General features: G+C 38.2%; 31 protein-coding genes and 1 pseudogene. 28 read left to right on the forward strand and 4 right to left on the reverse strand.

Annotated features, from left to right (window positions below):
* Nucleotides 1–12: 12 nt before the first annotated feature.
* The 9 genes from NST07_RS10625 to NST07_RS10665 all read left to right on the forward strand — a co-directional run bounded on the left by NST07_RS10625 (nucleotide 13) and on the right by NST07_RS10665 (nucleotide 5,820).
* Nucleotides 13–408 (forward strand): immunity 22 family protein, encoded by a 396-nt coding sequence (locus NST07_RS10625; protein ID WP_342481509.1) that lies wholly within the window; start codon nucleotides 13–15, stop codon nucleotides 406–408.
* 311 nt (nucleotides 409–719) lie between these two features.
* On the forward strand, nucleotides 720–1,133 hold the full coding sequence (locus NST07_RS10630) for a phage baseplate assembly protein V (protein ID WP_342481510.1): 414 nt from the start codon (nucleotides 720–722) through the stop codon (nucleotides 1,131–1,133).
* A 125-nt stretch (nucleotides 1,134–1,258) separates the two neighbouring features.
* The gene (locus NST07_RS10635; protein WP_342481511.1) at nucleotides 1,259–2,275 is read left to right on the forward strand and encodes a hypothetical protein; all 1,017 of its coding nucleotides are present in this window, start codon (nucleotides 1,259–1,261) and stop codon (nucleotides 2,273–2,275) included.
* A gap of 165 nt (nucleotides 2,276–2,440) precedes the next feature.
* Nucleotides 2,441–2,623, forward strand: a complete 183-nt coding sequence (locus NST07_RS10640; protein WP_342481512.1) for a hypothetical protein — start codon at nucleotides 2,441–2,443, stop codon at nucleotides 2,621–2,623.
* A 26-nt stretch (nucleotides 2,624–2,649) separates the two neighbouring features.
* The gene (locus tag NST07_RS10645) at nucleotides 2,650–3,168 is read left to right on the forward strand and encodes a hypothetical protein (protein WP_342481513.1); all 519 of its coding nucleotides are present in this window, start codon (nucleotides 2,650–2,652) and stop codon (nucleotides 3,166–3,168) included.
* Nucleotides 3,169–3,680: 512 nt separating this feature from the next.
* A complete protein-coding gene (locus NST07_RS10650) occupies nucleotides 3,681–4,181 on the forward strand; it encodes an SMI1/KNR4 family protein (protein WP_342481514.1) in 501 nt (166 codons plus the stop codon).
* A gap of 103 nt (nucleotides 4,182–4,284) precedes the next feature.
* A complete protein-coding gene (locus NST07_RS10655; protein WP_342481515.1) occupies nucleotides 4,285–4,509 on the forward strand; it encodes an SMI1/KNR4 family protein in 225 nt (74 codons plus the stop codon).
* Nucleotides 4,510–4,849: 340 nt separating this feature from the next.
* Nucleotides 4,850–5,206 carry a hypothetical protein gene (locus NST07_RS10660; protein WP_342481516.1) on the forward strand — a complete coding sequence of 119 codons (357 nt, stop codon included), beginning with the start codon at nucleotides 4,850–4,852 and terminating at the stop codon, nucleotides 5,204–5,206.
* Nucleotides 5,207–5,340: 134 nt separating this feature from the next.
* The gene (locus NST07_RS10665; RefSeq protein ID WP_342481517.1) at nucleotides 5,341–5,820 is read left to right on the forward strand and encodes a hypothetical protein; all 480 of its coding nucleotides are present in this window, start codon (nucleotides 5,341–5,343) and stop codon (nucleotides 5,818–5,820) included.
* Between the two features lie 464 nt (nucleotides 5,821–6,284).
* Here NST07_RS10665 and NST07_RS10670 read toward each other — a convergent pair whose 3' ends face one another.
* A complete protein-coding gene (locus NST07_RS10670; RefSeq protein ID WP_342481518.1) occupies nucleotides 6,285–6,869 on the reverse strand; it encodes a transposase in 585 nt (194 codons plus the stop codon).
* Between the two features lie 40 nt (nucleotides 6,870–6,909).
* On the opposite strand from NST07_RS10670, the gene NST07_RS10675 reads away from it, so the two are divergent.
* The 19 genes and pseudogenes from NST07_RS10675 (at nucleotide 6,910) to NST07_RS10765 (ending at nucleotide 20,810) form a co-directional block, all read left to right on the forward strand.
* Nucleotides 6,910–7,416: a hypothetical protein gene (locus tag NST07_RS10675; protein ID WP_342481519.1), complete on the forward strand. Its 507-nt coding sequence runs from the start codon at nucleotides 6,910–6,912 to the stop codon at nucleotides 7,414–7,416.
* Nucleotides 7,417–7,944: 528 nt separating this feature from the next.
* Entirely contained in the window at nucleotides 7,945–8,091 is a 147-nt protein-coding gene (locus NST07_RS10680) for a hypothetical protein (protein ID WP_342481520.1), read from the forward strand.
* Nucleotides 8,084–8,329 carry a hypothetical protein gene (locus NST07_RS10685; RefSeq protein WP_342481521.1) on the forward strand — a complete coding sequence of 82 codons (246 nt, stop codon included), beginning with the start codon at nucleotides 8,084–8,086 and terminating at the stop codon, nucleotides 8,327–8,329. The genes NST07_RS10680 and NST07_RS10685 overlap by 8 nt, the downstream gene beginning before the upstream one ends.
* Before the next feature lie 487 nt (nucleotides 8,330–8,816).
* Nucleotides 8,817–9,149: an Imm8 family immunity protein gene (locus tag NST07_RS10690; RefSeq protein ID WP_342481522.1), complete on the forward strand. Its 333-nt coding sequence runs from the start codon at nucleotides 8,817–8,819 to the stop codon at nucleotides 9,147–9,149.
* Nucleotides 9,150–9,746: a hypothetical protein gene (locus tag NST07_RS10695; protein ID WP_342481523.1), complete on the forward strand. Its 597-nt coding sequence runs from the start codon at nucleotides 9,150–9,152 to the stop codon at nucleotides 9,744–9,746. It begins immediately after the preceding gene.
* 399 nt (nucleotides 9,747–10,145) lie between these two features.
* Nucleotides 10,146–10,319, forward strand: coding sequence for a hypothetical protein (locus tag NST07_RS10700; RefSeq protein WP_342481524.1), 174 nt, complete (start codon nucleotides 10,146–10,148; stop codon nucleotides 10,317–10,319).
* Nucleotides 10,320–10,429: 110 nt separating this feature from the next.
* A complete protein-coding gene (locus tag NST07_RS10705) occupies nucleotides 10,430–12,784 on the forward strand; it encodes a M13-type metalloendopeptidase (RefSeq protein ID WP_342481525.1) in 2,355 nt (784 codons plus the stop codon).
* A 492-nt stretch (nucleotides 12,785–13,276) separates the two neighbouring features.
* A pseudogene (gene imm47, locus NST07_RS10710) lies at nucleotides 13,277–14,032 on the forward strand (Imm47 family immunity protein).
* A gap of 431 nt (nucleotides 14,033–14,463) precedes the next feature.
* The gene (locus NST07_RS10715) at nucleotides 14,464–15,093 is read left to right on the forward strand and encodes a hypothetical protein (RefSeq protein ID WP_341378065.1); all 630 of its coding nucleotides are present in this window, start codon (nucleotides 14,464–14,466) and stop codon (nucleotides 15,091–15,093) included.
* 31 nt (nucleotides 15,094–15,124) lie between these two features.
* The gene (locus NST07_RS10720) at nucleotides 15,125–15,601 is read left to right on the forward strand and encodes an SMI1/KNR4 family protein (protein WP_341091552.1); all 477 of its coding nucleotides are present in this window, start codon (nucleotides 15,125–15,127) and stop codon (nucleotides 15,599–15,601) included.
* A 44-nt stretch (nucleotides 15,602–15,645) separates the two neighbouring features.
* Nucleotides 15,646–16,146, forward strand: coding sequence for a hypothetical protein (locus NST07_RS10725; RefSeq protein WP_342481526.1), 501 nt, complete (start codon nucleotides 15,646–15,648; stop codon nucleotides 16,144–16,146).
* 58 nt (nucleotides 16,147–16,204) lie between these two features.
* Nucleotides 16,205–16,651 (forward strand): hypothetical protein, encoded by a 447-nt coding sequence (locus NST07_RS10730; RefSeq protein ID WP_342481527.1) that lies wholly within the window; start codon nucleotides 16,205–16,207, stop codon nucleotides 16,649–16,651.
* Between the two features lie 382 nt (nucleotides 16,652–17,033).
* Nucleotides 17,034–17,381: a hypothetical protein gene (locus NST07_RS10735; protein ID WP_341091558.1), complete on the forward strand. Its 348-nt coding sequence runs from the start codon at nucleotides 17,034–17,036 to the stop codon at nucleotides 17,379–17,381.
* A gap of 17 nt (nucleotides 17,382–17,398) precedes the next feature.
* Nucleotides 17,399–17,866: a DUF2004 domain-containing protein gene (locus NST07_RS10740; protein ID WP_341091559.1), complete on the forward strand. Its 468-nt coding sequence runs from the start codon at nucleotides 17,399–17,401 to the stop codon at nucleotides 17,864–17,866.
* A gap of 227 nt (nucleotides 17,867–18,093) precedes the next feature.
* Entirely contained in the window at nucleotides 18,094–18,582 is a 489-nt protein-coding gene (locus tag NST07_RS10745; protein WP_341091560.1) for a hypothetical protein, read from the forward strand.
* 25 nt (nucleotides 18,583–18,607) lie between these two features.
* Entirely contained in the window at nucleotides 18,608–19,051 is a 444-nt protein-coding gene (locus NST07_RS10750; RefSeq protein WP_341091561.1) for an SUKH-3 domain-containing protein, read from the forward strand.
* 19 nt (nucleotides 19,052–19,070) lie between these two features.
* Nucleotides 19,071–19,529 (forward strand): SMI1/KNR4 family protein, encoded by a 459-nt coding sequence (locus tag NST07_RS10755; RefSeq protein WP_342481528.1) that lies wholly within the window; start codon nucleotides 19,071–19,073, stop codon nucleotides 19,527–19,529.
* A 55-nt stretch (nucleotides 19,530–19,584) separates the two neighbouring features.
* Nucleotides 19,585–20,055, forward strand: a complete 471-nt coding sequence (locus NST07_RS10760) for an SUKH-3 domain-containing protein (RefSeq protein ID WP_341091564.1) — start codon at nucleotides 19,585–19,587, stop codon at nucleotides 20,053–20,055.
* 80 nt (nucleotides 20,056–20,135) lie between these two features.
* Complete coding sequence (locus NST07_RS10765) at nucleotides 20,136–20,810, forward strand: Imm3 family immunity protein (RefSeq protein ID WP_342481529.1); 675 nt, start codon at nucleotides 20,136–20,138, stop codon at nucleotides 20,808–20,810.
* 4 nt (nucleotides 20,811–20,814) lie between these two features.
* Here NST07_RS10765 and nfi read toward each other — a convergent pair whose 3' ends face one another.
* The 3 genes from nfi to NST07_RS10780 form a co-directional block, all read right to left on the reverse strand.
* Complete coding sequence (gene nfi / locus NST07_RS10770; protein WP_341380346.1) at nucleotides 20,815–21,492, reverse strand: deoxyribonuclease V; 678 nt, start codon at nucleotides 21,490–21,492, stop codon at nucleotides 20,815–20,817.
* 127 nt (nucleotides 21,493–21,619) lie between these two features.
* Nucleotides 21,620–22,459 (reverse strand): DNA alkylation repair protein, encoded by an 840-nt coding sequence (locus NST07_RS10775; protein WP_341380347.1) that lies wholly within the window; start codon nucleotides 22,457–22,459, stop codon nucleotides 21,620–21,622.
* A gap of 80 nt (nucleotides 22,460–22,539) precedes the next feature.
* Nucleotides 22,540–23,229, reverse strand: a complete 690-nt coding sequence (locus NST07_RS10780) for a Crp/Fnr family transcriptional regulator (RefSeq protein WP_341091569.1) — start codon at nucleotides 23,227–23,229, stop codon at nucleotides 22,540–22,542.
* Nucleotides 23,230–23,254: the final 25 nt, after the last annotated feature.

Below are 23,254 nucleotides of genomic sequence, written 5' to 3' on the forward strand. Positions count from 1 at the left end.
AGGAATTAATAGGTGAACAATCCTGGCGCAGTGTCATTATGGTTAGGAAATTGCAGAGGTGAAAATTCCTTAAGGGAATATGTTGACATAAAATATGACGAGAATGGGGATAGAATTCCATCTAGATTTATGGAGGACTTTTCAATTGAATTTATTGATTACAGTCAAGATTTACTAGAGTGTACTTTTATTAAGCATGCTACTCATTACCTATCACAACTTTTAAAAAATGCATCTTACTCTGAAACAATCATAAGTGAACTAGTTGAGTTTTGTGGTGATGAAATATCAGAAGAATATAACGTAGCAATACGGTTATATGATTTTGAATACGAAGAAATTGTAGAGGAAGCAATACTTGACGGAAAAAAGCTTACTTTCATAGGCTCTGTGATGTACGAGGAATGATATCGGGGGGGTCACACACCCAGTGCCGGATGAAGTCATCATTCAACTAATATCCTATATAACCCAAGTAACTACTCGTATAAAGATTTCTCCATTTCGGTTGTACGCACATCCAATGCTTTAATTTTATAACCTAAATAACGCTATTCTGTTACATTGAGCAGGTCGATTATGGTCAGATACCACCATGATTGACCTGCTTTTTGTTATCTTCATTTTCTTGCAGTCTTTTCAAATTATCAAACGTAAGAGAAGCCGACTTTACCTCTTACCGGGTAGAGACGCGGCGCTGGTTCGGACTCGGAGATACCGTGCAATTTCAAGGACAGGAGCTGCGGGTAGCAGCGGCAGAGAGCAGGCTTAGGCAGGGCATGCTCATACATACGTATACCCTCAGTCCCCACAGCGGGATCCGGGAAAATGAAATCCGCAACGATGAACTGGCAGGAGCTTCGCTGGAAGGCAAGATCTTGGCGGTCACGAAGGATACCGTAAAAGTGCATCTGAACGTGGATGCGACCCAAGCGGAGAATGAAGCGAGCTGGATGCCGTACTCCGCGGTCTACGCGAGTGACGGTGGAGGTTTCTACTGCATGCCGCAAGCGGGAGACTCGGTGCAGGTGTATTTCGGAAGCGGGCGTGAACAAGACGCGTTCGCGATGGGATCGGTGAGGCGGGGCAGCAGTCCGTCACCGAAGACCACGGACCCGGCGACCAAGAGTTAAGGAACAAACTTCGGGAAAGAGATGCGGATGACCAATGTGGAGATGTCGCTGATTGCAACCGAAGGGACCTGTTCATCACACTGGACGACGGAGGCATCTCGATCACGAGCAACAGTGGCATTCAGATGAACACCGTGCAGGATATGGTACTGGACAGCGAGAAAAGGATAGAGATCGAAGCGAAGGAAATTCTGTTCCTGCAATGCGGGGACAGCAGTCTGGTGCTGGACGGGATGTCGGACCTGCGGGGAAGCAGCCTGACGATGAAGGGCATCATAAAGCTGCCCGTGCAGGTCGAAGACCTGGAGCCGCAATACGAAGCCCCGTTCGTGAGTGAAGAGGAAGTACCGGAAGAGGCCGCCCCCGAAGAACAGCCGAAAAAGAAGAAGAAGAAAAGCTTCTGGAGTAAGGCGCTGGATATAGGGCAGACGGTGCTGGATGTGGCGGGCCTGATCCCGGGTGTTGGGGAAATCGCGGATTTGGCGAATGCGGGGATCTATGCGCTGCGCGGGGATTATACGAGTGCCTTCCTTTCGGTAGGTGCTTCAGTGCCCTTTGCAGGCTGGGGGCCGACGGGAGTGAAGCTGGGAAACAAAGTCAGGAAAGTACTGCAGAAAATAGACCTGGCAGGGCAGGCAAGCAAAGCCTACGGCGCAATCAAAACCGTCGCAAGCAAGGGAGCCGATGTCGCGAAGGCGATCGGAAAATTAGTCGATACCGCAGGGGATGCGCTGAATGCTGGTCTAGGAAAAGTGCTGACAAAAGCGAAGAAGCTGGCGAGCAATGTGAGCGCGTTCGATCTAGCTGGCAAGTTGAAGAGCCAAATGAATACCCTCCTGGAAAAACACTCGAAGCTGAAAAAAGTGCTACACCTAGCAGGGGGCATGGGAGTCAACTACATGGCGACTTTGGCGATGGGCTCCGGGGTAGATGCACTGAGCGAACATGCAGATTCGAATATTGTGAAGGTAGCGGTGTTTACCCTGAGTATGCTTATGGGCCGGAGTAGGTTGAAGAAAGGGAAAGGTGGGGGTTCTAAGGGAACGGGGGAAGTTAAGAACATTCCGGATGATCCACCGCCACCTAAACATTCGACTGAGGGGACGGGAGAAGCTACTCAAAATGCTGGATCGAGTGGGTAATAGATCTAATGATGTCCCGTACAAGGAAAATGGTGGATATGATTTACAACAGAACTCATTGGGTGATCATGGACAAAACATGCGTACGACCCAAATACAACATCAACAAAAAATAAATCACAATACGGAAAAGATGTTTACATTGAGCAAATCACTCTTGATATTATGTATAATCCAGATCATGCGGTCACCAAATTGTATCCAGACGGTAGTAAAGTAACAATTTATAAAAAAGAATACAACGGAAATATAAGTACTCCTGATACTCCAACGGGAAGCCACAGAGTATTTGATCATTTAACAGATCCAGGGAAAAGCACGAATTTCCCCTTTGTACCAAGAAATTAGAAAAAAATAAGAAGGGGGGAAACAATATGAAAGAATATTTCTATTTTTATATTCGTCCTGAAAATCATCAGTATTATATTTCTGAAAATGAGTACCTAAAAGAGGGGATTAGTTACGAAAAAATTTATAAAGTTAAGCCAGCATCAACACTCAGTTCAGATAAATTTTTATATGAGAATAAACCAAGCGGTATACCTGACTGGGTAGTGTTTAGCAAAGCGTTTCGTTGTCATTTTGAGTTGCCTAAAAAAGGTAAATATTTAAAAATTGAGAAGTTTACAGACAAGCTAATGGTCTTTGATTCCGCTATCGCATCTCTAGTTACAGATCAGTATTATTATGATGTTGTTTTAGTGGACGAAGAAGAAAGAGATTCGTTTTATACAGGATTAACAATGAATGAGGTTTGTGCACAATATTGGGCAACTATGATGACACTTTCTGATTATTTACTTAAAAAGCCATATGTTAATCCAGAAATTCTAATATTTGAAGACGTTCCTAGACAGTATTTAAGTTTCGGCGAAGTGGACAAACTGTCATAAAAAACACATAAGACGGCTTTGTCATGAAAACTGAAATTAAGAACGTGCAAATAGGGTGAGGGCTACCCAGTGCCCAATGAACCCATCATTCAACCAAGAACACATATAACCCATGTAATACCCGTATAAAGATTTCACCATTTCGGTTGTACGCACATCAAATGCTTTAATTTTATTTAAAACCTAAATAACGCTATTACGTTACATTGAACAGGTCGATTATGGTCAGATACCACCATGATTGACCTGTTTTTATTATCTTTGTTTTCTCACAGTTTTTAAAATCGGTCGCAACTTAACGAATAGATACCTCGATGGATATTGTACCGAAATAAATTACTATCTTTCTTTAGTAGAGTTTAAGATTATTAATAAGGGGACAGGCAATGCTGTAAATAATACCAATCGTGTATTTAGAGACAAGTTATAAAAGCAATTTCAAGAAGAATTCAAAAATATTAAAACTGTTAGAGTTTAAATGAAGAATTAACGGATAAGAGGAGTTGTATTTGATGAATAATATTAAAAAGAAATACTTGGGAGAAGACAATATTGATTCATTTTTATTTTTCCTAAAGGAGCATTATAGTAACGAACTTAAACCTTGTGATGAAAATGACATGATGCTAATAACACAATTAGCAGATAACAAAAAATTGCCTGAAGCATATTTGAAGTTTATGGAATGCGCTGGCAGGGGTTATGTGATGTTCAGTGGTTCGGATTATAGTATTAGGAATATGGAGAGATTTAAAGGATTTAAAGAAGGAGCATTGGAGCTACTAGAAGAATGTAATTATAATAAAAGAATCGGTGATAATCAATTTGTTTTTATGGGGCACCAAGGATACATGTATTGGTTTTTCAATCTTGATGATGGAGACAACCCTTCCGTCTACTTTTTTGAAGAAAGCTATGATGAGTCATACACTCAAAATGAATTCATGAAATTAAGTGAGACTTTTTCAGAGTTTTTGATAAAGAAATATAATGGTGAACTTTCACGTTATTAGCAGATATTGAAATAAACTTCATAGCACTCTAAATCATTTTAAATAATTTTAGTACCTTGACCATAACGGGAAGTATTGACCCTGATATTTGACAGGTATATGCATGTCGTATGCAAATTTTGGTTACCTCCAGTTTCTAACTTTTAGTTGTACTTTTAATCTTTATCCTGCAGTTGATGAAAATGAAATCAACAGGATCGAGATAGAAATAGGTTTCAAATTCCCCAAAGTATTTAGGGATCTCCTAAAGTTAACTAACGGCTTTGAAACAAAAGAAGGTGTCATAATTTTTGGTACTGATGTTATTTTTGAAAGAAATCAAACATAGGAGGTTTCAGAATACGCTCAGGGTTATTTAGCTATAGGGAGTAATTTGGCGTTTGGTTGTACGCACATAATAGATTTATCGTTTATACAGGCTATAATTTTCATACATAAATAAGGCTATTTCGTTCCCGAATCTGGAATTCTCTTAACGAGAAGTTGAGAAGGAAGGCGGGCCTAGTCTAAAACCTAGAGATAAAACACTACCAGCGTCTAAGGGGACGGTGAAGTTCTAAACAAAAATGTATGATATTTATGGTCCTGGTAGCAAATCTCATCCAGTATATTATCGACAGATTTAAACCAATAGACGAGTAATAATAATTAGGAAAGGGAGAAGAACAGTGGCTTTAATAGCTGAATTAGTAAAAGAACTTGAAAATGATACAATCCAAAATGAAGATTTAATTGTTTGTATGGAGGCTTACAGTTATAGAGTTGTTGTTATGGCGATATTTAAAGCAATAGAAAGAAATTATTGTAATCAAAGAATAGTTGATAGATTAGCTGAACTCAGTGATCTGTTGAAGGACAATAAATTTCTTGGACCATGGCAAATGGGACATGTTGCTTTAGCAACGTTAGCACTTTTAGACAATGAAAATGCAAAGGATAAATTCAATGAACTTTTTGAGAGTCTAAGTGATAAGGATAAATTTCTAGTAGATAACTTTATTAAATCAGAATCATATGAAGCATAGTGAAATGCTTTAATTTTATAACCTATATAACGCTTTTCCGTTACCATTATTGGTCTGTTTTTCGTTACCTTCGTTTTATCTCGGTTTTTTCAAATATATCTCAACTATTAAGGAAAAGTTAGGAGAATTACATAATGAATAACCTTAACGATGAATTATTCGGTGAAATTACATACGATTTATACTGGAGTGGAAAGCAGAAGGTAAAGATCTTTGGACAAGAGAGAATCGTTATTTTAAGTATTGATGGAAACGAAGAAGGTGAATTTCAAGGTGCTCAAAAAGAAGCGTATATAAATTTTATAGGTAATATGGAAAATATGTTAACGAAAATAGAGGATGTTGTCTTTGACTATTATCTAGAAGTTTATATGGAATATAGAGATATGGTGGGAGAAGATGAAGCTGACAAGATTGCACCAATTATAGAAAATAAAGAAGAAATGGGCAAACTAGTTGAACCTACTCAATTGACTATAAGAAGAGTACGTAAGAATGGAATTAGAAGAATTGGTTTACTTTTTAATTGTACTTGGGAAATAGAACATGGGCTTGCTGTGAAAATTGAGGATGAAGAAATAGTTGAGGTAGGCTTTCAGGATATAGTCCTATAGGTCTGAAGTGGAGGCTACTCAGTAATTGATAAGGAGAATTAGTAATATATGAGTGTATTAACTTACAATGGGCCTATTGGAGATACAGTTGAAAATCCTAACTCGAAGTTTTTAAAGGTGTACAAGAACGGTTAATTTTCTTTTTTGATGAACCATATGGTTTTTTTATCATACGTCATCCAGATTATCTTACACCATACAACGAAGATGTTGAAATAGAAGCACGCCTGTTGATTAGCTAAATTATGGAAAAGCGAGATCATTAGCCAAAAGGGTATGCCATTCCACGGGTAAATGTTGCAACGTAAATAAGCGATCAAAATCGGCAAACGTCAATTTTGCGCTCCAATGAACCACCGCATTTCCTTCGTCAAACAGGAACTTCAGTAACACATAAACAAGCAAGGCGGTGTACAACTGTCCATACACGGCATTTGGCGTTGTCCCAAATAAGGTGGGGATGTTTAAATGCTGCTTAATCCAGCGGAAAACACCTCAATCTGCCACCGTTTCTTGTAGATTTCAGCAATTCTCTCGGCTGAGTGCCAGTGCAGATTCGTGGCGAGAATCACATGATTACCTTGCGGGTCTTTCAGGATCACGACGCGGAAATGGTGCTTGGAAAGTCGGGCATTCTTTCCCAACTGACAGGTGAAATCGCGTTCGAGTGTTCCTGCAAACGGTTCGAATCGTTCTCTGGGTACGGGATCTTGAAAATGTGTATTATCCCGGAGCCGAATGACAAAAGATTGGTGCTGTTCCAAATAGTCATCGAATCGTTTGTGACTGCCGTACGCTCGATCGGCTACGACAATAAAACGCTTGTCAATCACCTCAGGACTGCTTTTAAAATCATGGGAATTCCCTGTTGTTTCGGTCACTTTGTGGAGTCGACCTTCATAGGCCACCAACGAAACGTGCAATTTGATTCCCGCTCGTTCGCCTTTAAGCGGAGCCCAAGAAAGCCGCTCTTTACCCACGGTAATCTTAGTGGAATCCACGAGAAGTAACGCTTTGGGAATTCCTAAATGTCTTAACTTAAGCAGCACTAAAACAACTATTTGGGATTAATTAGTGAGGGAAGCGACTATGGAATATAATATAGAAAATATTAAGAAATATTACGATGGTTTCCGGTTATACAACTATGACAATCTTATTAAGCAAGGTTTTATAGTGTGTGATGCCTTTTTTATGAGTCAAATAGGTGTTCCGTACAATTTTCTAGGTTTCACTTTTTTTGAACTGGAAGAATTTAAAACTTGTGTATTTTCTGATGAAAATTACATTCAAGTAGGTGTTTTTAGACCACATGATTATACGAGTAATGGAATTTATGTGCATTTAGGTAGCGGAAAGATGGTGAAAGAATCAGAAAATGATATCGTTCTTCTGAATCGTGATTTAAAAACCTTTTTCTTGTTCCATCTGATTTTTTTTCAAGAAGCTAAAAAGTATAATTTGAAGGAAGTAGTAGAATGTAATAGGTATGGAGAAGAGGTACGGAATAAGTTTGAGAAAATTGATCCTGAAGCAATGGGAAATAGCGAAGGGTATTGGTCTACTAAGGTTGAAGAATATGAAGAAATGTGGTGATGTGTAAACCTATTTATAACCTCAACAACCAGATCGACTGATAATGTGCTCCTTGGATTATTAGGAGGAAGCATACAATATGTAGAAAGTGTTGGTTTCGTGGTGAATACCAAATTTGGAATGAAACATCATTTAACTGACAATACATAAAATATTTATGAATTGAGTTTATGTTGATAAAACTTGATAAACTTTCAAATGCTTATTCCAACTCGAACGATGAGAATGAATGAGCCTGTTTTGTAAGGATCGGAGGCAAACAGATTTCCTATGGGACATTTGCATAAATGCCAAGTGCATGCAGGGAAGTAGTGTGGCTGCCAACTGACACGCAGATCCTAAATAACAAGGTTGCAGAGGTAAAGCGGAAAGTGAAGCGGCAAAAAATACATAGGAAAAATGATCTGTCCTACTTGTGGAAAAGACTTCCCAGATAGTATTACTATTAATACTAAAAATGGCCACATAAAAAGAATTGGATATGTCTTAGACCATTACACAGATACCTGGGCGGAAAGAGTTGTAAGTATGAAAGCTGGTGAAGTGCCACCAACACGAGTGGAAGTGTTGGGTGTGTACAATGTGCGTCTAAGGGTTCAATGTAATGAATGTAATATCGGTCATAAATATGAAGGAGTAGAAGGAACACAACAAGGAGTAAATAAGGATGATTAACTATGGAGAACTTTACTACGACCATTACAGCAATTTTTTAGGTGAACCAATTGATCGAGAGGTGTTCAAGAATAATGAAGAAAGAGTTTATAACACCCTTGGATTTAGCAAATATGAGGAAGTAGTAGGCGATAATGTTGAGATTTCACTAGTAGTTGATGGGGCATTTAGCAGTGCTGGGTATATTCTTGCGAATGCATTATTTTATTGTATAGGTAACCAAGTGCAAATAGGGTGAGGAATAGCAATTAGCGGAATTGAAAGTATTGAGAAATCATTTGTTCAAAAATATAATGAAAACGTAGTTTACTTTACTGAATCATTTGCGTTCACAGAAGAATATAGCCATGTTCCGACTAAAAGTGAAGATAAAGACGGTAAAATTCTATTAGCCTTTTTTATCTCACAGTCAGAATATGAGTATTTTGTAAAGCATGGAACGGAGAAATTTGAAGAATTACTAGAAGAAAAGAATGTTGATCAGTTTCATGTTAGTAGAGAATCCATTGTTTAAAGGCTACTAAGATAGTGTGCTGTCCTATCGACCAATGTTTTGCACATATATTAGGTCGAGACTGTCAAGAAAAATGTAATCGTTGAAAACGTACAATATATCCAACAACGCCACAATGTGAGTTAGTAGCTGTATTGTGTTTTTTTTCATTGAGCACTAAAGAAAATTAGAAATGTCCATATAGATATTTTGGATTAGGAGCGCATATTAAATGCTTGTAATAAAGGCTCTGACAAAGATTTTTGAGGATTGGGGCGATGATATAGACGATTTTTATATCACTTATCATATAGATATCGGTCCAAAGGAGATAAATGGAGCATCAGACTTATTTTCGTTTGAATTAATTAGTTCTAGAAGGTTAGAAAGGATGTTAGGTCAAAGTGATATCATCATAGGTCGTGGGCATATTATGACAAATGACTTTAGTGAAAAAAAACTTGAAGAAACATTAGGTCATATTATTAATAAGTGTTCAGATGATGATATTAATAAGGCAAACCATAACCTTTCTAAATACTTTCGCTGGGAGATGGATGAGTAGATGAGAGTCAGAAAAAATGGCTTGTGTAAACCGAAGTTTACAACCCGAATAACAAGATCAAGTGAGGTGGGGAAATTGAATTCTTATTTTGAACAAGCTAGAGAGAGAATAAAAAACATTAACTGGGAAAGTAATGGTATGGATAAACCTTCACATACGGTCTTAGTAACAGAGTTTATTAGAAGAGGTAACACTTTTTTGGATTTCAACTCCAAGGATAATAATAGACGGGCTGTATTTAATGCAGCAGAAATAATCAAGTTTGATAGACCTGTTCATATAAAAGAGGAATGTAATGGATTTGTTAACGCAAACGTTGATTGGGTTACAGAATACCTGTGCACTTTTTATCTTGAGTGGGCATACGTGGTTGATAAAAAATTGCCTATTGCGCTACAGTTTCACGATCTATATGACCCCATTATTAAGTTGTTTGAGAGAGGTGGAAGAATCAGTTATCACCATAATGAATTAGTATGTGGAAAACATGCCTGGCCGCGTAATTCTGGGGCTATAACTAGAGAACTTTCTCCACAAGACATTAGGGATGAAGTTCTGGATGCGCTTGATAACTTACAAAAGCTCTTTCCAACTTGAACTATGAGAAGGAATAAGCTTTTTTTGCATGCTCAAAATCAAGGGGCGGAAAAAGGACCCGAAATGAATACCATCCTGAAGAATTCCCCCAAGCTGAAAAAAGTGCTACTCAACATGAACATGTCCGCGCTGGATGATATGTGGACGGCATGGAAGCAGCAGGTCAAACATGATGTGGAGAAAACAGCAGATCAACTAAGAACGTCGAGTTTATTAGTCCAATAGGAAAACATAGTTTAGTTGGTTCAGGAACAGCATCATGATTGGGAAGGAAACTCTGTTATATATCCAGGGGGTATCCAGATTTCAAGGGGGCTGGAATGGTAAAACAGGAAGTTGATATAGGTTGACCGGAGAATCTGCAGGGACTTGCCGCCGAAGTGCATAGGGTTTTTCGAAATGAATATTGTCACGAAGCCGAATGACAAAGGATTATCCGTCTTGTTTGTAGCGATCCAATCGTTCCAATTTGCCGTATGCACGGTCCATGACCATAATAAAGTCAGGATTCTCCAACGTTTCGCATACAGGCCCATCGTGCCGTGCGCCAATCGTTTCCGTGACGCCAAGTAGCTGTGCTGACATATAGCAAAGTGAAACCTCAGAACGAACACCACGTAATAACAAAATGATATATGAAGATAATACCAATTAGATTTTATTTTATCCGAGGAGGGGAAGCTTTGAAGAAATTATTAGCATTTATGTTGTCTTCATCCTTGATACTTACTTCACTAGCGCCACATGCACTAGCTAAGGATGAGAAAGCAGCAATGACACGAGAAGAGGTTGTTACTTATTTATTAAATGTTGCAGATGATTACAACCCTGGCTTGAAGAAAGAAGACATTTTGAAGGGGGATGCTCAAGGAAAAACTAAAGACGGTGAGTATGTCTCGCGTACCGAAGCATTAATTATGCTAAGTAGAGCATTCTCAGACCTACCGAAGCCGCAGGGAAACGATTCGCGCAGCTTAAATACAGCGTCTTCCTTTAGTGACATCCCGGTGTGGGCACAAGATGAGATGACTACAATTGCTGCGACTGGTATCGTTAATGGTTATTCGGATGGCAAACTTGGAGCTAAGGATCAAGTTACACTTGAACAATTAACTGCACTAGTTAAAAGAATGGTAGCGTTAAAGGGGACAAACCCTCGTGATGATTATTATGAGTTTGTAAATAAAAAGTGGCTGAATGCATCTACCATTGATGCTGGAGAAATGACCAATGGTGCATTTAACGAATTGGACAAACAAAATCAAGAACGAATTAAAGATATGCTGCAAGAAGTTGTGAAGGACACACATGCTAAAGGATCAGTAGAACAGAAAATTGCAGACTTTTATACGAATGCACAAGATATGAAGCATCGTAATGCTTTGGGAATTACGCCAATTGCACCTTATATTGCATCCTTGAATCAAGCTTCTACAATCAAGGAGCTAATGAATGTAGGCTTGAAGATGGAGAAAGAACTCGGCTTTGGCTCAATTTTATCATTTGGTATCATGGCAGATGCTAAAAAAAGTGACACTAATGCATTATATTATGCAGGTGTAGGTTTGATTTTAGACAAGACGAGTTATGTTTCTAACAATGCTCAAGCAAAACAAGGGTATGTCTCGTATTTGAGCAAGTTATACCAACTTGCTGGTGACAGCAAGGAAGTTGCCGAGAAGAAGGCAAACTCACTGTATGAGTTTGAGAAGCAAATAGCAGCAGCAACGATGGACATTCAAGACCAGAATGATGTAAATAAATATTATAATCCATATACGATCCAAGACTTTGCTGCGCTGTTCCCTTCACTGGATATGGCTGATTATTTGAAGCAGCTACAGCTTGGTTCCGTGGATAAATTAATTGTAATGGACAAGGGGCAAGCCAATAAGCTTTCACAATTAATGACTGATGAGCACGTGGAAGATTTTAGAAACTACATGCAAGCGATTTGGCTTATTAATTCCAGCAGCGTATTAAGTGAAGAGTTGCAACAAGCGTCGTTGGATTTCCAAGCTAATCTATTTGGTATTCAAGGTCAAAAAACACAAGATGAAATTGCAATTCAATTAACACAAAGTGTAATGAGTGATTACTTAGGTCAAATGTTTGCAAAACGCCATTTTACAGCTGAAGCGAAGCAAGACGTGGAAAAAATGGTGAAGGAATTTATTGCGGTGTACAAGGAGCGTATTAAGGCGCTAGACTGGATGTCTGAAACCACTAAAGCTAAAGCTATGCTGAAGCTAGATAAAATGACCTACAAGATCGGTTATCCTGATAAATGGGATGACAGATTTAAAGACGTATCCATCGTATCCATTAAAGAGGGTGGAACATTATTTGATAACTTTGTAGCTATTCGCAAAGCATCATGGAAAACAGAAGTAGCAACATTGGGTCAACCTGTGGATAAAAGTAAATGGCAAATGAGTGTCTACAATGTTAACGCCTATTACAACGCACTCAATAATGAAATTGTATTCCCAGCAGGTATTCTTCAAGCACCATTCTATGATATTAATGCGAAGCACGAAACAAATTTAGGTGCAATTGGTATGGTAATTGCTCATGAAATCAGCCATGCATTTGATAATCTCGGCTCTTCCTATGATGAAAATGGAAATGCTGTAAACTGGTGGACACCTGAGGACTATAAGAAGTTCCAAGAAAAAACGGAGCAAGTGATTGCTTATTATAACGGACTGGAAGTCATTCCTGGTGTATATAATAACGGTAGCTTAACTGTGAGCGAAAATATTGCTGATCTTGGTGGTATGGCCGCCTCCTTGCAAGTATTGTCTCAAACGAAAAATGCTGATTACAAAGCTTACTTTGAAGGGTATGCAACGATATGGCGTACAACAATGACTAAGGAAGTGTTAGCTTATCTTTCTAGCAATGACACACATTCCGCTAACAAGATTCGTGTGAATCGCACAGTTGCCAGCTTTAAAGATTTTTATGATGCCTATGGAATTACAGAAAAAGATATGATGTATGTAGCGCCAGAGCAGCGTGTGAGTATCTGGTAGAGTATTGTAAGTTCTAATTTATTTTTGCCTAAAATATAAAGGATTGTTTCCACGACATTTCGGGTGGGCCGCAATAACACTCCAAAGCTCTTTCCCACTTGAACCATGAGTAGGAATGAGCTTTTTTACATACCCGAAATCAAAGGAGGATGAAACGAATGGCAAAACGTGTATAGGTTGTGACAGCAGAATTGAAGAAACAGCAACCAGTGCAGAAAGCAGAAAAGAAGTTACGGTCCATAGCACAGGCCCGCGCATTATACGAGCTAATTGATGGAATTTATGATAACTGTCAGCAAGCCCGGGAGTACGTGAGTAGCAGGGGTACATCATTCTGGACGGACAGATTCTCAGGTTAGTGTAGGCTTATGCAGTATAATCGGGGGGAAATGCTGCTGAAAAAAAGGGGAGAAGTATGTAGTGCCCTAGCTTTAATTGTTTTTTCACCATGAAAATGGTGATGGTAAAAAAAATGTCGAAGTATTGACTCGGATGAAAATGGAATCATACACTTTGGTAAATTCTCAGATATACTGAAGACGTTCAAAGACGGAACAAGATGTTATACTCCAACTCGTGGAGCTTTTCAAGTTAGGAGATTTTACGCAAAAAACACTCTTAATTCACTTGTTAAATCATTCTGAAGATGAAGCAGTATTAAATCTTTGCATTCGGATTTTTTGCTCAATTTGTACGCATGAAGATTTAAGAGACTCGAACAATCTTCTGTTTTTAGAAAATGCTACAGAAGATGTGGTTCATACATTTGCGTCAGCGGCAGTTACAACGCTTTCTCTCGAAGCAGTTCCATATCTATTAGCATTACTTGAAGATTGGGATGAAATTAATGATACGTCGATCATTATAAGGGATTCTATAGATGCTTTTATTGAATTTGAAGAGCATTTAGGTGATGGTGCAACCGTGGAAGAGATTGGTCATTATTATTTGGAGTACATTAACAGTTGTAACTCGGAAAAGTATTACTATAATCAAAAAAATGCATTTATTGGTAATTTAACAAAAAAATTAATTGAAAGAGTTATGATTGCCGCTAATACCGGACAGCGTCTTGAAATGGAGTTAGTTCCATCCTTACTATCGATTTGGTCTGGGGAGAAAGTGCCAGGCGATTACTACACAGTAATAAATGCAGACAACTATAAAGGTTTTATTAATTATGTCGAAGGACTTTCAAAGAAAAACTGGGAGAAGGGACATAAGTATTTTTACGGACTTAAAGTATAATGTACGGTTATAAGACACCCTCTGTGATAACATGATGTGAAATAACCCGTGATAAAATGAGGGCTGCCCAGTTCCAAATGAACTCATCATTCAACTAACAACACATATAACTTAACAATAGCGTTACGATGATCAGGTCGATTATGGTAAGATACCACCATGATTGACCTGTTTTTTTGTTTTTTTATAGGAATTCGAGCAATTCATGGAAAATAGTGTCCTCTAGATCAAGCAGCCATGGCTCATTTAACTGCCGTTGTCTCGTGGTGGAGCAATACGGGGAGATAGTATGGTACAAAGTCCCCAGAAGTTAGGGAATGGATGCTTAACTCCGATAACTATCTCAAGTTTTTTAAAAGTTAAATCTCAGAGCAAATGAAAACTGGATAATAGAATTGGATGTCGATTTGAATATTGTAGGAGTAAGATAAATGAGAGTATGCCTTAAAGAGGGTTTAGCGAAAAAAGAGAATCTATCAATGAATAAAAATTATATAGTTTTTTCTGTGGAAACCAGTGAAAATGGTGAGAAATTTTTCCGAGTAGAAAATGATGTCAATCAAGTTGTGCCTTATTCAATCTCTTTATTCAAAGTTGTATCCGATAAAGTGAACTCTGATTGGATATTGTGGAACAAGCCCAATAATAGCTCAGCTTTATTGCCGAAGCAATTTGCTTATCTAAGTTTTTGGGAGGATTATTATAATGATGAATTAGAGGCATTGAGTATATTTAACTTGGTTAAGGAGCAGCTATTTCAAGAAGAATTAGAAGAGATTGAGGTGCGTGAGATTTTTGAAATAGAGAATGAGGATGAGATTACATTCGTTCTTAATGTTCTCTTTAAGACAAAAGACAATAGATTCATTAATCAAGCGATTCAATATGTAAAAACAAAGTTGGAAAAAAATTATGGAATAGATGATACTACACTACTTGCATTTCAATATCTGAGTTTATTCAATCAAAGTGAAGTAAAAGATTATTTCCTTTGTTATTTGACTAACATTGAGTTAGGAAACGACCAATTAACTGCAGTAGTAAATGATTATTTTAGCTAAAAGTAAATGACTCTAATGAGGGTGAAACATTTTGAAATATTTAAATGAGTTAGTCTCACAATTTAGAATTGATAACATTCCTATGAATCCTTGTACAAACGAAGATTTAATTAATGTGAGAAAACTGATAAGCGATCAAATATTACCGATGGCTTATATTGAATTTCTTGAAACAATGGGAAACGGCACTGATCATACTTTTTTGCGTGGTGAATCATGTTTTATGGATGAATTGTTAGCGTTAAATGAAGGGGGGGCAGAATTGTTAGAAGAAAACAATGTACCTCTTAAACTTACTTCAAACGATTTTGTATTTTGGATGAGTCAAGGTTGTATGTTTTGCTTCTTTAAATTAGATGAAGGGGAAAATCCACCTGTCCACTTTTACTCAGAAAGTAAAAAGAAGGATGGTTTTTATAAGATTACAGATACTTTTACAGAATTCTTACAGCGTAGGTATATAAAAGATAGGTATATATTTCAAAAAAAAGAATGGGTTGCTAAATAATTCGTTAATGGATGCCATAGCTAACAAAGTTGGAGGAAAGTATAGTGTATTCAAATAATGACGAAGTTGGTTTAAAAAGAGATTTATACGAACAATCAAAACCTGGGATGATTGATACTTCAGCGGTAAGCCCTAATTGGTTTACCTTTACGGATCATGAATGGGAAGCATTACAAAAGGATTTCTTTGAAAAGCCTCTTGACGGCTTGTTGGTTGATTTAGTCTCGATATTTAGAAAAGGGAATCCCAATTACATCAATTTAAGTAGCCTGTTCGGCATTGAAAAAAAGAGGGTAGATGACAAAAATAAGATTATCTACACTGTTAATCAGGTGAATCGGAAGGAAAACGACATTACTAATGTTACAATGTTTCTTCATCCTGATAGCCACATAATCATAGAGATTTATTTACATATGCAAGTACTTCCTCATATGAATGAACTTAAATGCAGGATCGAGGAGAACTATTCCGATTTACTTGTTAATGTTAGCAATGAGCTTGTAATTATTGATAGAGATTTTAAATTAACGCTTAAAGAGTGATTTTGTGAAAATGAGTAATCCATTAATTTATAGGATAATTTTGAAAGGGGGCGTATAGATGTCTAGTCCAAAACTTTCTGCATCACAAGCGTTGAATATTGCACAAGAGTACATCAACGAACGTAACAAGCACATCATGGGGTATAACAAAAACTACATTCCATCGACCATTGACAGTGACATAGATAAATCTGTTCAGTATTATGAAGATTTTTTTGCATTGACGGGCGGCGCTTGGATTGTTGAGATAGACTTTAGGGATTTTGAAGAGCTTTTGGTTGTTTCTGATGAACAAAAAGTTATTTCTTTTTGGATATTAGGAATCGATAGAAATAAAATACCTGAAATATACACTAAGTTAACCACTGACCAATTGCTCCAAATTGCTCAAAGCTATAATGACGAGTATGATTTAGAGGGAGTAATCCATCTTAATCACGGTGAGTCAATATTTTTTATGAGAAATTTGAACATGTTGAAGGTTACTCATGGATTATTAATATGAACGTACCCCCTTCACCTTATGGCGGGGGTGATATGGTAAGTCTGGTTTTTTCTGATGAAAAAGCGTGTGTTGAATATATGTTTGATCCGTCAGGTTACCCGATTGCCCCTCATTTAGATGACGATTAAGAGAATGATTCAAGATGAAGATAGCCTCTATCAGAACACACAACGTACAAACTTGGCAGACGTTAAAAGGCTTATTCCAACTTGAATCATGAGTTAGGAGTGAGCCTTTTTATATGTATCAGAATTTATGGGATCATAAAAAGTCTTAGAAAGTTCAACTAGCACAGAAAATTGGAGGGAGTTTAATATTTATAAAAAATGACGAAAGCATTAATGCGAAGTTTCTTTATAGAAAGCCTGTAGTTATTGGGGTATTGGACGATAGTGATGATGATTTCAATGATATGAGCTGGATGGTGGATAACTCGTGGGAATTGTTAAAAGTGAAATTTATAGAAAGTTCTTTTCAGGAGTTAGTTGTGGGGTTGGTGGAAATATTTATAGGTGGACAACCAAACTACTCAACACTGGGTGAAATGTTCGGTAATGATACAAAGGTGGAGGGGGATGTTGAGAAAGTAGTATACAAAATAAACAATATTGAAAGAAATTCAAATGATATTATAAGAGTTAGCGGAAAATATGAGGGCGTATCCATTGAATTAAATAGCGAGTTTATTATTACAGGTAAGGATTACAGAATCATCATAAGCGGCAAATAAAAAGGGGAGACTTAAAAATGACAATAAACGATCCGATTTTTGGTGAACTTGAGTATAACTATACTTGGGCTAAGGATACTACGATTCATTTTTTTGGAAAAGAAACTGAGATTGCATTGATGATCGATGGTGAAGAAGATGGCAAGTTTGATGAAGATCAATATACGGCGTATCAATCATTAATGCAAAACTGGCAGCAATTACAGCAAAGCTTCTTGCAACCCATTTTAGACTATTACCAACAAAAACGATATGAACTGGGTTATGATATGGAATTTAATGAGTATTATCCCTTAGTTGAAACAACCAGCCAACTTCTTGAGATGATTACTTTGGTTGGAATTGTTGTTTCATATGCAGGGATTTATGAAGGCCGAGATATCGGAATACTTTTTGATTGTACATGGGATGCAGAGAACGGAGTGGGAATTCGTTTATTGAATGAAAAAGTAATTGAGGTAGGTTATCAGGATGTTGCGATTTGAATAACTTATCATACGATACGAGAGAAATACTGATACAAGCAGGCTGGAACCCGAATAATAAGGCTGATTTAACCGAGACAGTAAAGTTTTTAGAAGCAATGGGGTATCAAGTATTCGATTCAGTGATTGATGCACTAGACCCTAGATACTCTATGTTTATTTAGAAAACCAGAAGAGGTATAACGCCGGGAAAAGATAGACTTGTGGCAAAGGTGGTTTGATAAGTTATGAAGAACGGAATATACAGCAATTTAGTTGAGGAAGTTATTCAATTCTCTAATTCTATTATGGAATTCCCGAAAACAGCTAGAGCCCAAAATATCGTTACAATTAATCAATATGAAGAGGCAAAAAGGCTAGCCAGTACAGAAGTTTTTGGTGAAGATGAATATACTTGGTCTGATATAAGACAACTTGAAATGGGAAAAGTTAAGGGGAAGTTATATAAATTAGCTTCTTCCCAAAAACCTAGTGGTTTGGATGAATTAACTGGATTAATAGCGGATGGTCTTAGAAGTCAAATAACTGACCCCTATCGCGATTTTTTTGAAACTGTTGTAGTGGACTTGAGAAACTGTGCAATCAATCGTGCAATAAACGGTGAGGTTGAAAATTTTTATGAACAAGTTTTTAGAATCTATAAGGCTGGTGGTTTTCCATGTGGTTGGGATGGTGATTATCCAGACGAAGGAAGAATTATTGCTTACTTTGCCTAAACAAGAAATTGAGTGAGGTTAACTTATGACTTTTTCACAAAGAACTATTGATATTTTAAAGGATGCTGGCTGGTATCCTGAAAGGAAAGTAGAGGTTAGCTCGACAATAAACTTTTTGGTGGAAAAAGGGTTTGAAGTATTTGATCTTGCCAAGGAGGCATTTGAACACTTCGGTGGACTAGAGTATTCAGTGCCTAGTGACGAATCAGATGACTTTCAGATAGGTCCTGAATTTTTAAGGGCAGGCATCGAAAAGAAACACTATAGCAGGTATGAAACAATAATAGGAGAAGAGCTAGTTGTAATCGGATTGGCATATGACGAGAATGCAACTATGTTTATGTCTAAAACAGGGAAAGTATATGGCATTATGAATGATTATTATATTTGGAAATTCGGCGATAATATATATGAAGCTATACATAATTTATGTGAGAGTAAAGAGTTAAAGGTAATTAGTGAAGAATGAGAATAGTGGGGGGAGTTTTGTGAACATAGAATTTGAGTCAACATTTAAACCAATTCAACATCAAGAACTAATAACTTTTGAAGAAACGTATAATCTTGTCTTGCCAGATGATTATAAAAATTTTTTAATGTATCATAATGGAGGTAAGACAGTTCGAAGAAGATTTGAAACAAAGGATCAGAAAATCACATCGTCTATTATGTTATTTCTGCCACTTAGCAAAGAAACGGAGAGTAATCTAGAAGACTATTATAAAAAATATAATGGTGGAGCAATAATCCCTCCTAACTTTATTCCTATTGGGATAGATCCTGCAGATAGCCTTATTTGTCTTGCTGTTAATGAGGAGGATCAAGGAATAGTTTATTTCTGTGATATGGATTATTTCGAAGAGGACAATGAGTTGAGACCCGAATTCATTAAAATAGTATCTTCAAGTTTTAGTGAGTTTGTGAATTCACTGTACCAGCCAGATTGATTCCAAAATCCGCCCGCTCCGATAACAGTCACAACACGGCATTATGGAGGTAAACATGTTCAAGAGCGAAAAGATTAAAAATTACTTCGAGGAAAATGGTTGGTATGAAGGAAGGGAAATTGATATATCCCTTTATAAGGACATGTATCAAAAATTCAATATTAAGCCCAATCCTTTAGCGCTAAATCTATTGAAGGAATTTGGAGGAATTTATTTAAAGCTGCCCTCTAAAAGCTCGAATTATTATACATCTTTAATACTTGATCCAAGTGAAGGCGAAGTAACTCTCGAAGAGTTAAAAGAGTTTGAGGAAACAATGGGTGGGAAGCTGACACCTTTAGGTTTCTTTCCTAGGAGCACACTTGATATTTATATTTCAAACTCTAATAAATTTTATTTTGCTGGTTCCTATGAATTTATGTATATAGTTTTTATAGGTTCTGATTTTTATGAAATGTTAGAAGTGTATTTTAATAAGGAATATCTTGACCAAGACAGATTTCCAAATCTATTCCCTGAGGATTAATACATAGCATTGCAGGTCAAAATTTAGCCTGGCAGACTTACTCCACTTGAAATTTGGGTTGAGGTAAAGGAGACAGATAGGTGAGACGAAATTACGAAGCATTATTTGGTGCTTTTTATGAAAGATATTTTGATTATAAAAGTGAGAGGATGAGCGATGCTGAAGCTATTGCCTGTACAGCTGATGCATATTTTGGTGTGCAAAACAGAGGCGAGATGGAGAAGGCTGTTGTATATATTTCAGAAGGAAGAATTTGCTTAACGCACTCAAAAATATTCATTAAAGCAAAAGAAAGAATAGTTGAGGTATTAAATTCTTTAGATTTACATAAGCTTCAAATTGAAACAACTCCAGATGAATATAAGGACCTATTAGAGCGCAGAGATATGGTACTGGATGAAATTGATAATATTCCAGTAGATTATAGCCCCTACACAAGATGGTATTACCATGAAATGGAGAAAGAAGTTAAGAACTACTTTGGGATCATTGTTAATGAAGTGGAAAATAAAAATGAAATGATAGAGAAAGTATTGGAGCGTTTTGAACGTGAATGTACGAATACGCTTAGCGAAAATATTGTTGTTAAAACTACGCTTGTAGAGTTACTAATTAGATATGAAATTAAGGGAAATGAACAATTTGTAGAAATCAGAAAAGAGCTGGAACAGTTCGATATAAATGATGTAGGTGAACAATTAACAGAAAATGAGAAGGAAGATCTGTCTCTCCGAATCAGCAACTTGTTGATGTAAAAGTTTATTCGATACTTGCTAGAGCCTTTTTAACAAGTTGGTCTGACTGACGTGTTGTCTCTGGCAAACGATAATCGGGTGATAGATGTAGAACCCATTCACAAGCGGTATCTAATGAAATACGATGACCAGTGGAGACGAAGATAGGCTTAACATTATTCTGTGTTCTAAGAACATTTCCGATAATCTCTCCTTGATCTTGCAGTGGTGAAATTGAGCCTCTTGTTAAATTGGGTTCTTCATACTCTCCTAATAACCTGGTTTTTCCACAACCAATTGTAGGAATATCAAATAGAACACCTAAATGACTTGCCAGACCAAATCGTCTCGGATGGGCAATCCCCTGACCATCACAGACAACTAGCTGAGGAGAGGTCTTTATCTGCTTAAATGCTTTAACTAAAGGGGGAAGCTCCCTGAATGAAAACAGCCCTGGAATATAAGGGAACTGAACAGAATCTTCAACTACCACGGATTCTACTATATCTAAGGAGCTTGCTTCTAAAATGACTACTGCGGCAATCAGTAAGTCACGTTGTTCACTATATGCCACATCTACTCCAGCGATATAACGAATTTCAGCAAATTGATCTTCTTTTATTACTTTTAAGGATAACTTTTGCTGTAATATTATTGCTTCCGTTTCGGTCAAAATCCAGGAATGATTTAATATGGGTTCCATCTTGTATCCCTCATTTTCGAACATTAGAATATCTGCAAATGCGAAGTACATTTATCTTAACACCTGGAAAATACTAAATTTGAAGAGGAGCATCATGTCTTTTAGAAAAGCAAACTGCGTCACCGCTTTACTTACGCGTAAGGGTCCGTTGCGCCCGCTCAGTAATACGTTTCGTTTCCTTTGTGTCAGAGGCCTTCAGCCAGTCGGAGCAAAGCTGCAGCACCCAATCCGGCTGGCTTTTGCTGGCGTCATTCAGCCAATTGGCCACCGAGTCCTGCACATATTTGACCGGATCGGAACGAAGGGGTTCAAGGAGCGGAAGCCCCTGTGCCGGGTTTTCTTTCAAGGCTTGTATATGTTTTGCCCAGACGCCTTGGGGACGTGTCGACTCCACGGCAAATCTGCGGATATTTGCGTCCTCGTCCCGGACCCATTTCGCCAAGAGGGTGATGGCTGCCTCCAGATTGGCTGAGATATGGGCTCTTACGGCCATCCAGGCAATCTCACGCACTCCAAAATGGGAATCGGCAGCAAACGGGCGGATATGCTGCAGTATGCCGGCAATATCCATATCTGGAGTGACTCCGACGATATAAGCCGCCCAACAACGGACGCTGTCGGAGCGGTGTGACGCCAGCATGGCGAACAATTGGCCTCGCTTGGTCTCGGGCAACTCCCTCAGCAGGCGATGCCACTGCGCTGCAATGGCCGGAATCATCTTCATCGGCTTGTCTTCTTTAAGCTTATTTAAAGCAGGCAGCATTACCTCTGCTTCATGTGAAAGACCGGAAGTGTTCAGCACAATGGACAATAACGCCCGGTGATCTACTGCCAGCCATTCTGTCAGATTGACGCTCTCAATAAGACCTTGATTTAAGCGTTCCAACACATTTTGCGGAATATCCGCAGCCTTCTTGGCGCCTTTGCGATTAAGGATATCTGCGGGAAGTGAAGCCGTTTCGTTCATCAAAAAAAGGACCTCCTCATGGGTTGCTTTCCTTAAAATACCCTGAGCAACCGCATGGAGGATGTAATGCAGATTACAGCTTAATGACAATCTGATATCAACTTCTCAAGTCGCTCCGGATGGATGCGGACCGTTTTAAAGCCTGTCTGGACCAGGCCGTCTCTGTTCCATTGCCGCAGGACGCCGCTTACTGCCTCCCGGGTGGCTCCAACCATATTGGCGAGTTCCTGGTGGGATAAGGACAGGTTGATCATGGATAGTCCGTCCTGCTCTTCACAGCCAAACCTGCGGGACAAACGCAGCAGAATATGCGCAAGCCTAAACCGCAAATCCCCAAGTGCCAACTGCAACATCAGACTGCCCATATCATTAAATTGGCTGCTTAACGTCTGTATCAGGTTCAACATGAAACGGGGCCGGCTCAGCAGGAACCCTTCGAAGCGGTCTTTGTTCATCAGACAAATATCGCAGTCATCCAGCGTGTCTATAAAAAGCTCTCTTGTCCCAAGCGAGATGCCGGCCATTTCCCCAAAAACATTTCCTTCACTCAGAATATCGAGCGTGAATTGCTTGCCGGTGCTGCTCAGCTGATAAAGACGAATCTTGCCCTTTTTGACAAAAAACAACCCTTCAGTAAATGTCGACGGTGTCTGGATCAACCTATTCGCCGGGACTGCTGTAATGGAAGTCATCTCCTCCATCTCCATTAAGTCCTCAGTGGACAGATTATTCAGAAGATTAAACTGGGATAAATACTGGATGCTATTCATGAATCCTCCTTAGCATATAATTGGT

The sequence above is a fragment of the Paenibacillus sp. FSL L8-0340 genome, from assembly GCF_038593145.1.
Taxonomy (GTDB): domain Bacteria; phylum Bacillota; class Bacilli; order Paenibacillales; family Paenibacillaceae; genus Paenibacillus_AQ.

Bases quoted from the DNA above. Each gene is read 5' to 3' on its own strand.
- NST07_RS10635 (WP_342481511.1), top strand. From the start codon at position 1,259: ATGAACACCGTGCAGGATATGGTACTGGACAGCGAGAAAAGGATAGAG.
- NST07_RS10640 (WP_342481512.1), top strand. From the start codon at position 2,441: ATGTATAATCCAGATCATGCGGTCACCAAATTGTATCCAGACGGTAGT.
- NST07_RS10645 (WP_342481513.1), top strand. From the start codon at position 2,650: ATGAAAGAATATTTCTATTTTTATATTCGTCCTGAAAATCATCAGTAT.
- NST07_RS10650 (WP_342481514.1), top strand. From the start codon at position 3,681: ATGAATAATATTAAAAAGAAATACTTGGGAGAAGACAATATTGATTCA.
- NST07_RS10655 (WP_342481515.1), top strand. From the start codon at position 4,285: ATGTCGTATGCAAATTTTGGTTACCTCCAGTTTCTAACTTTTAGTTGT.
- NST07_RS10665 (WP_342481517.1), top strand. From the start codon at position 5,341: ATGAATAACCTTAACGATGAATTATTCGGTGAAATTACATACGATTTA.
- NST07_RS10675 (WP_342481519.1), top strand. From the start codon at position 6,910: ATGGAATATAATATAGAAAATATTAAGAAATATTACGATGGTTTCCGG.
- NST07_RS10680 (WP_342481520.1), top strand. From the start codon at position 7,945: ATGAAAGCTGGTGAAGTGCCACCAACACGAGTGGAAGTGTTGGGTGTG.
- NST07_RS10685 (WP_342481521.1), top strand. From the start codon at position 8,084: ATGATTAACTATGGAGAACTTTACTACGACCATTACAGCAATTTTTTA.
- NST07_RS10690 (WP_342481522.1), top strand. From the start codon at position 8,817: ATGCTTGTAATAAAGGCTCTGACAAAGATTTTTGAGGATTGGGGCGAT.
- NST07_RS10695 (WP_342481523.1), top strand. From the start codon at position 9,150: ATGAGAGTCAGAAAAAATGGCTTGTGTAAACCGAAGTTTACAACCCGA.
- NST07_RS10700 (WP_342481524.1), top strand. From the start codon at position 10,146: ATGAATATTGTCACGAAGCCGAATGACAAAGGATTATCCGTCTTGTTT.
- NST07_RS10715 (WP_341378065.1), top strand. From the start codon at position 14,464: ATGAGAGTATGCCTTAAAGAGGGTTTAGCGAAAAAAGAGAATCTATCA.
- NST07_RS10730 (WP_342481527.1), top strand. From the start codon at position 16,205: ATGTCTAGTCCAAAACTTTCTGCATCACAAGCGTTGAATATTGCACAA.
- NST07_RS10740 (WP_341091559.1), top strand. From the start codon at position 17,399: ATGACAATAAACGATCCGATTTTTGGTGAACTTGAGTATAACTATACT.
- NST07_RS10745 (WP_341091560.1), top strand. From the start codon at position 18,094: ATGAAGAACGGAATATACAGCAATTTAGTTGAGGAAGTTATTCAATTC.
- NST07_RS10750 (WP_341091561.1), top strand. From the start codon at position 18,608: ATGACTTTTTCACAAAGAACTATTGATATTTTAAAGGATGCTGGCTGG.
- NST07_RS10760 (WP_341091564.1), top strand. From the start codon at position 19,585: ATGTTCAAGAGCGAAAAGATTAAAAATTACTTCGAGGAAAATGGTTGG.
- nfi (WP_341380346.1), bottom strand. From the start codon at position 21,492: ATGGAACCCATATTAAATCATTCCTGGATTTTGACCGAAACGGAAGCA.
- NST07_RS10775 (WP_341380347.1), bottom strand. From the start codon at position 22,459: ATGAACGAAACGGCTTCACTTCCCGCAGATATCCTTAATCGCAAAGGC.
- NST07_RS10780 (WP_341091569.1), bottom strand. From the start codon at position 23,229: ATGAATAGCATCCAGTATTTATCCCAGTTTAATCTTCTGAATAATCTG.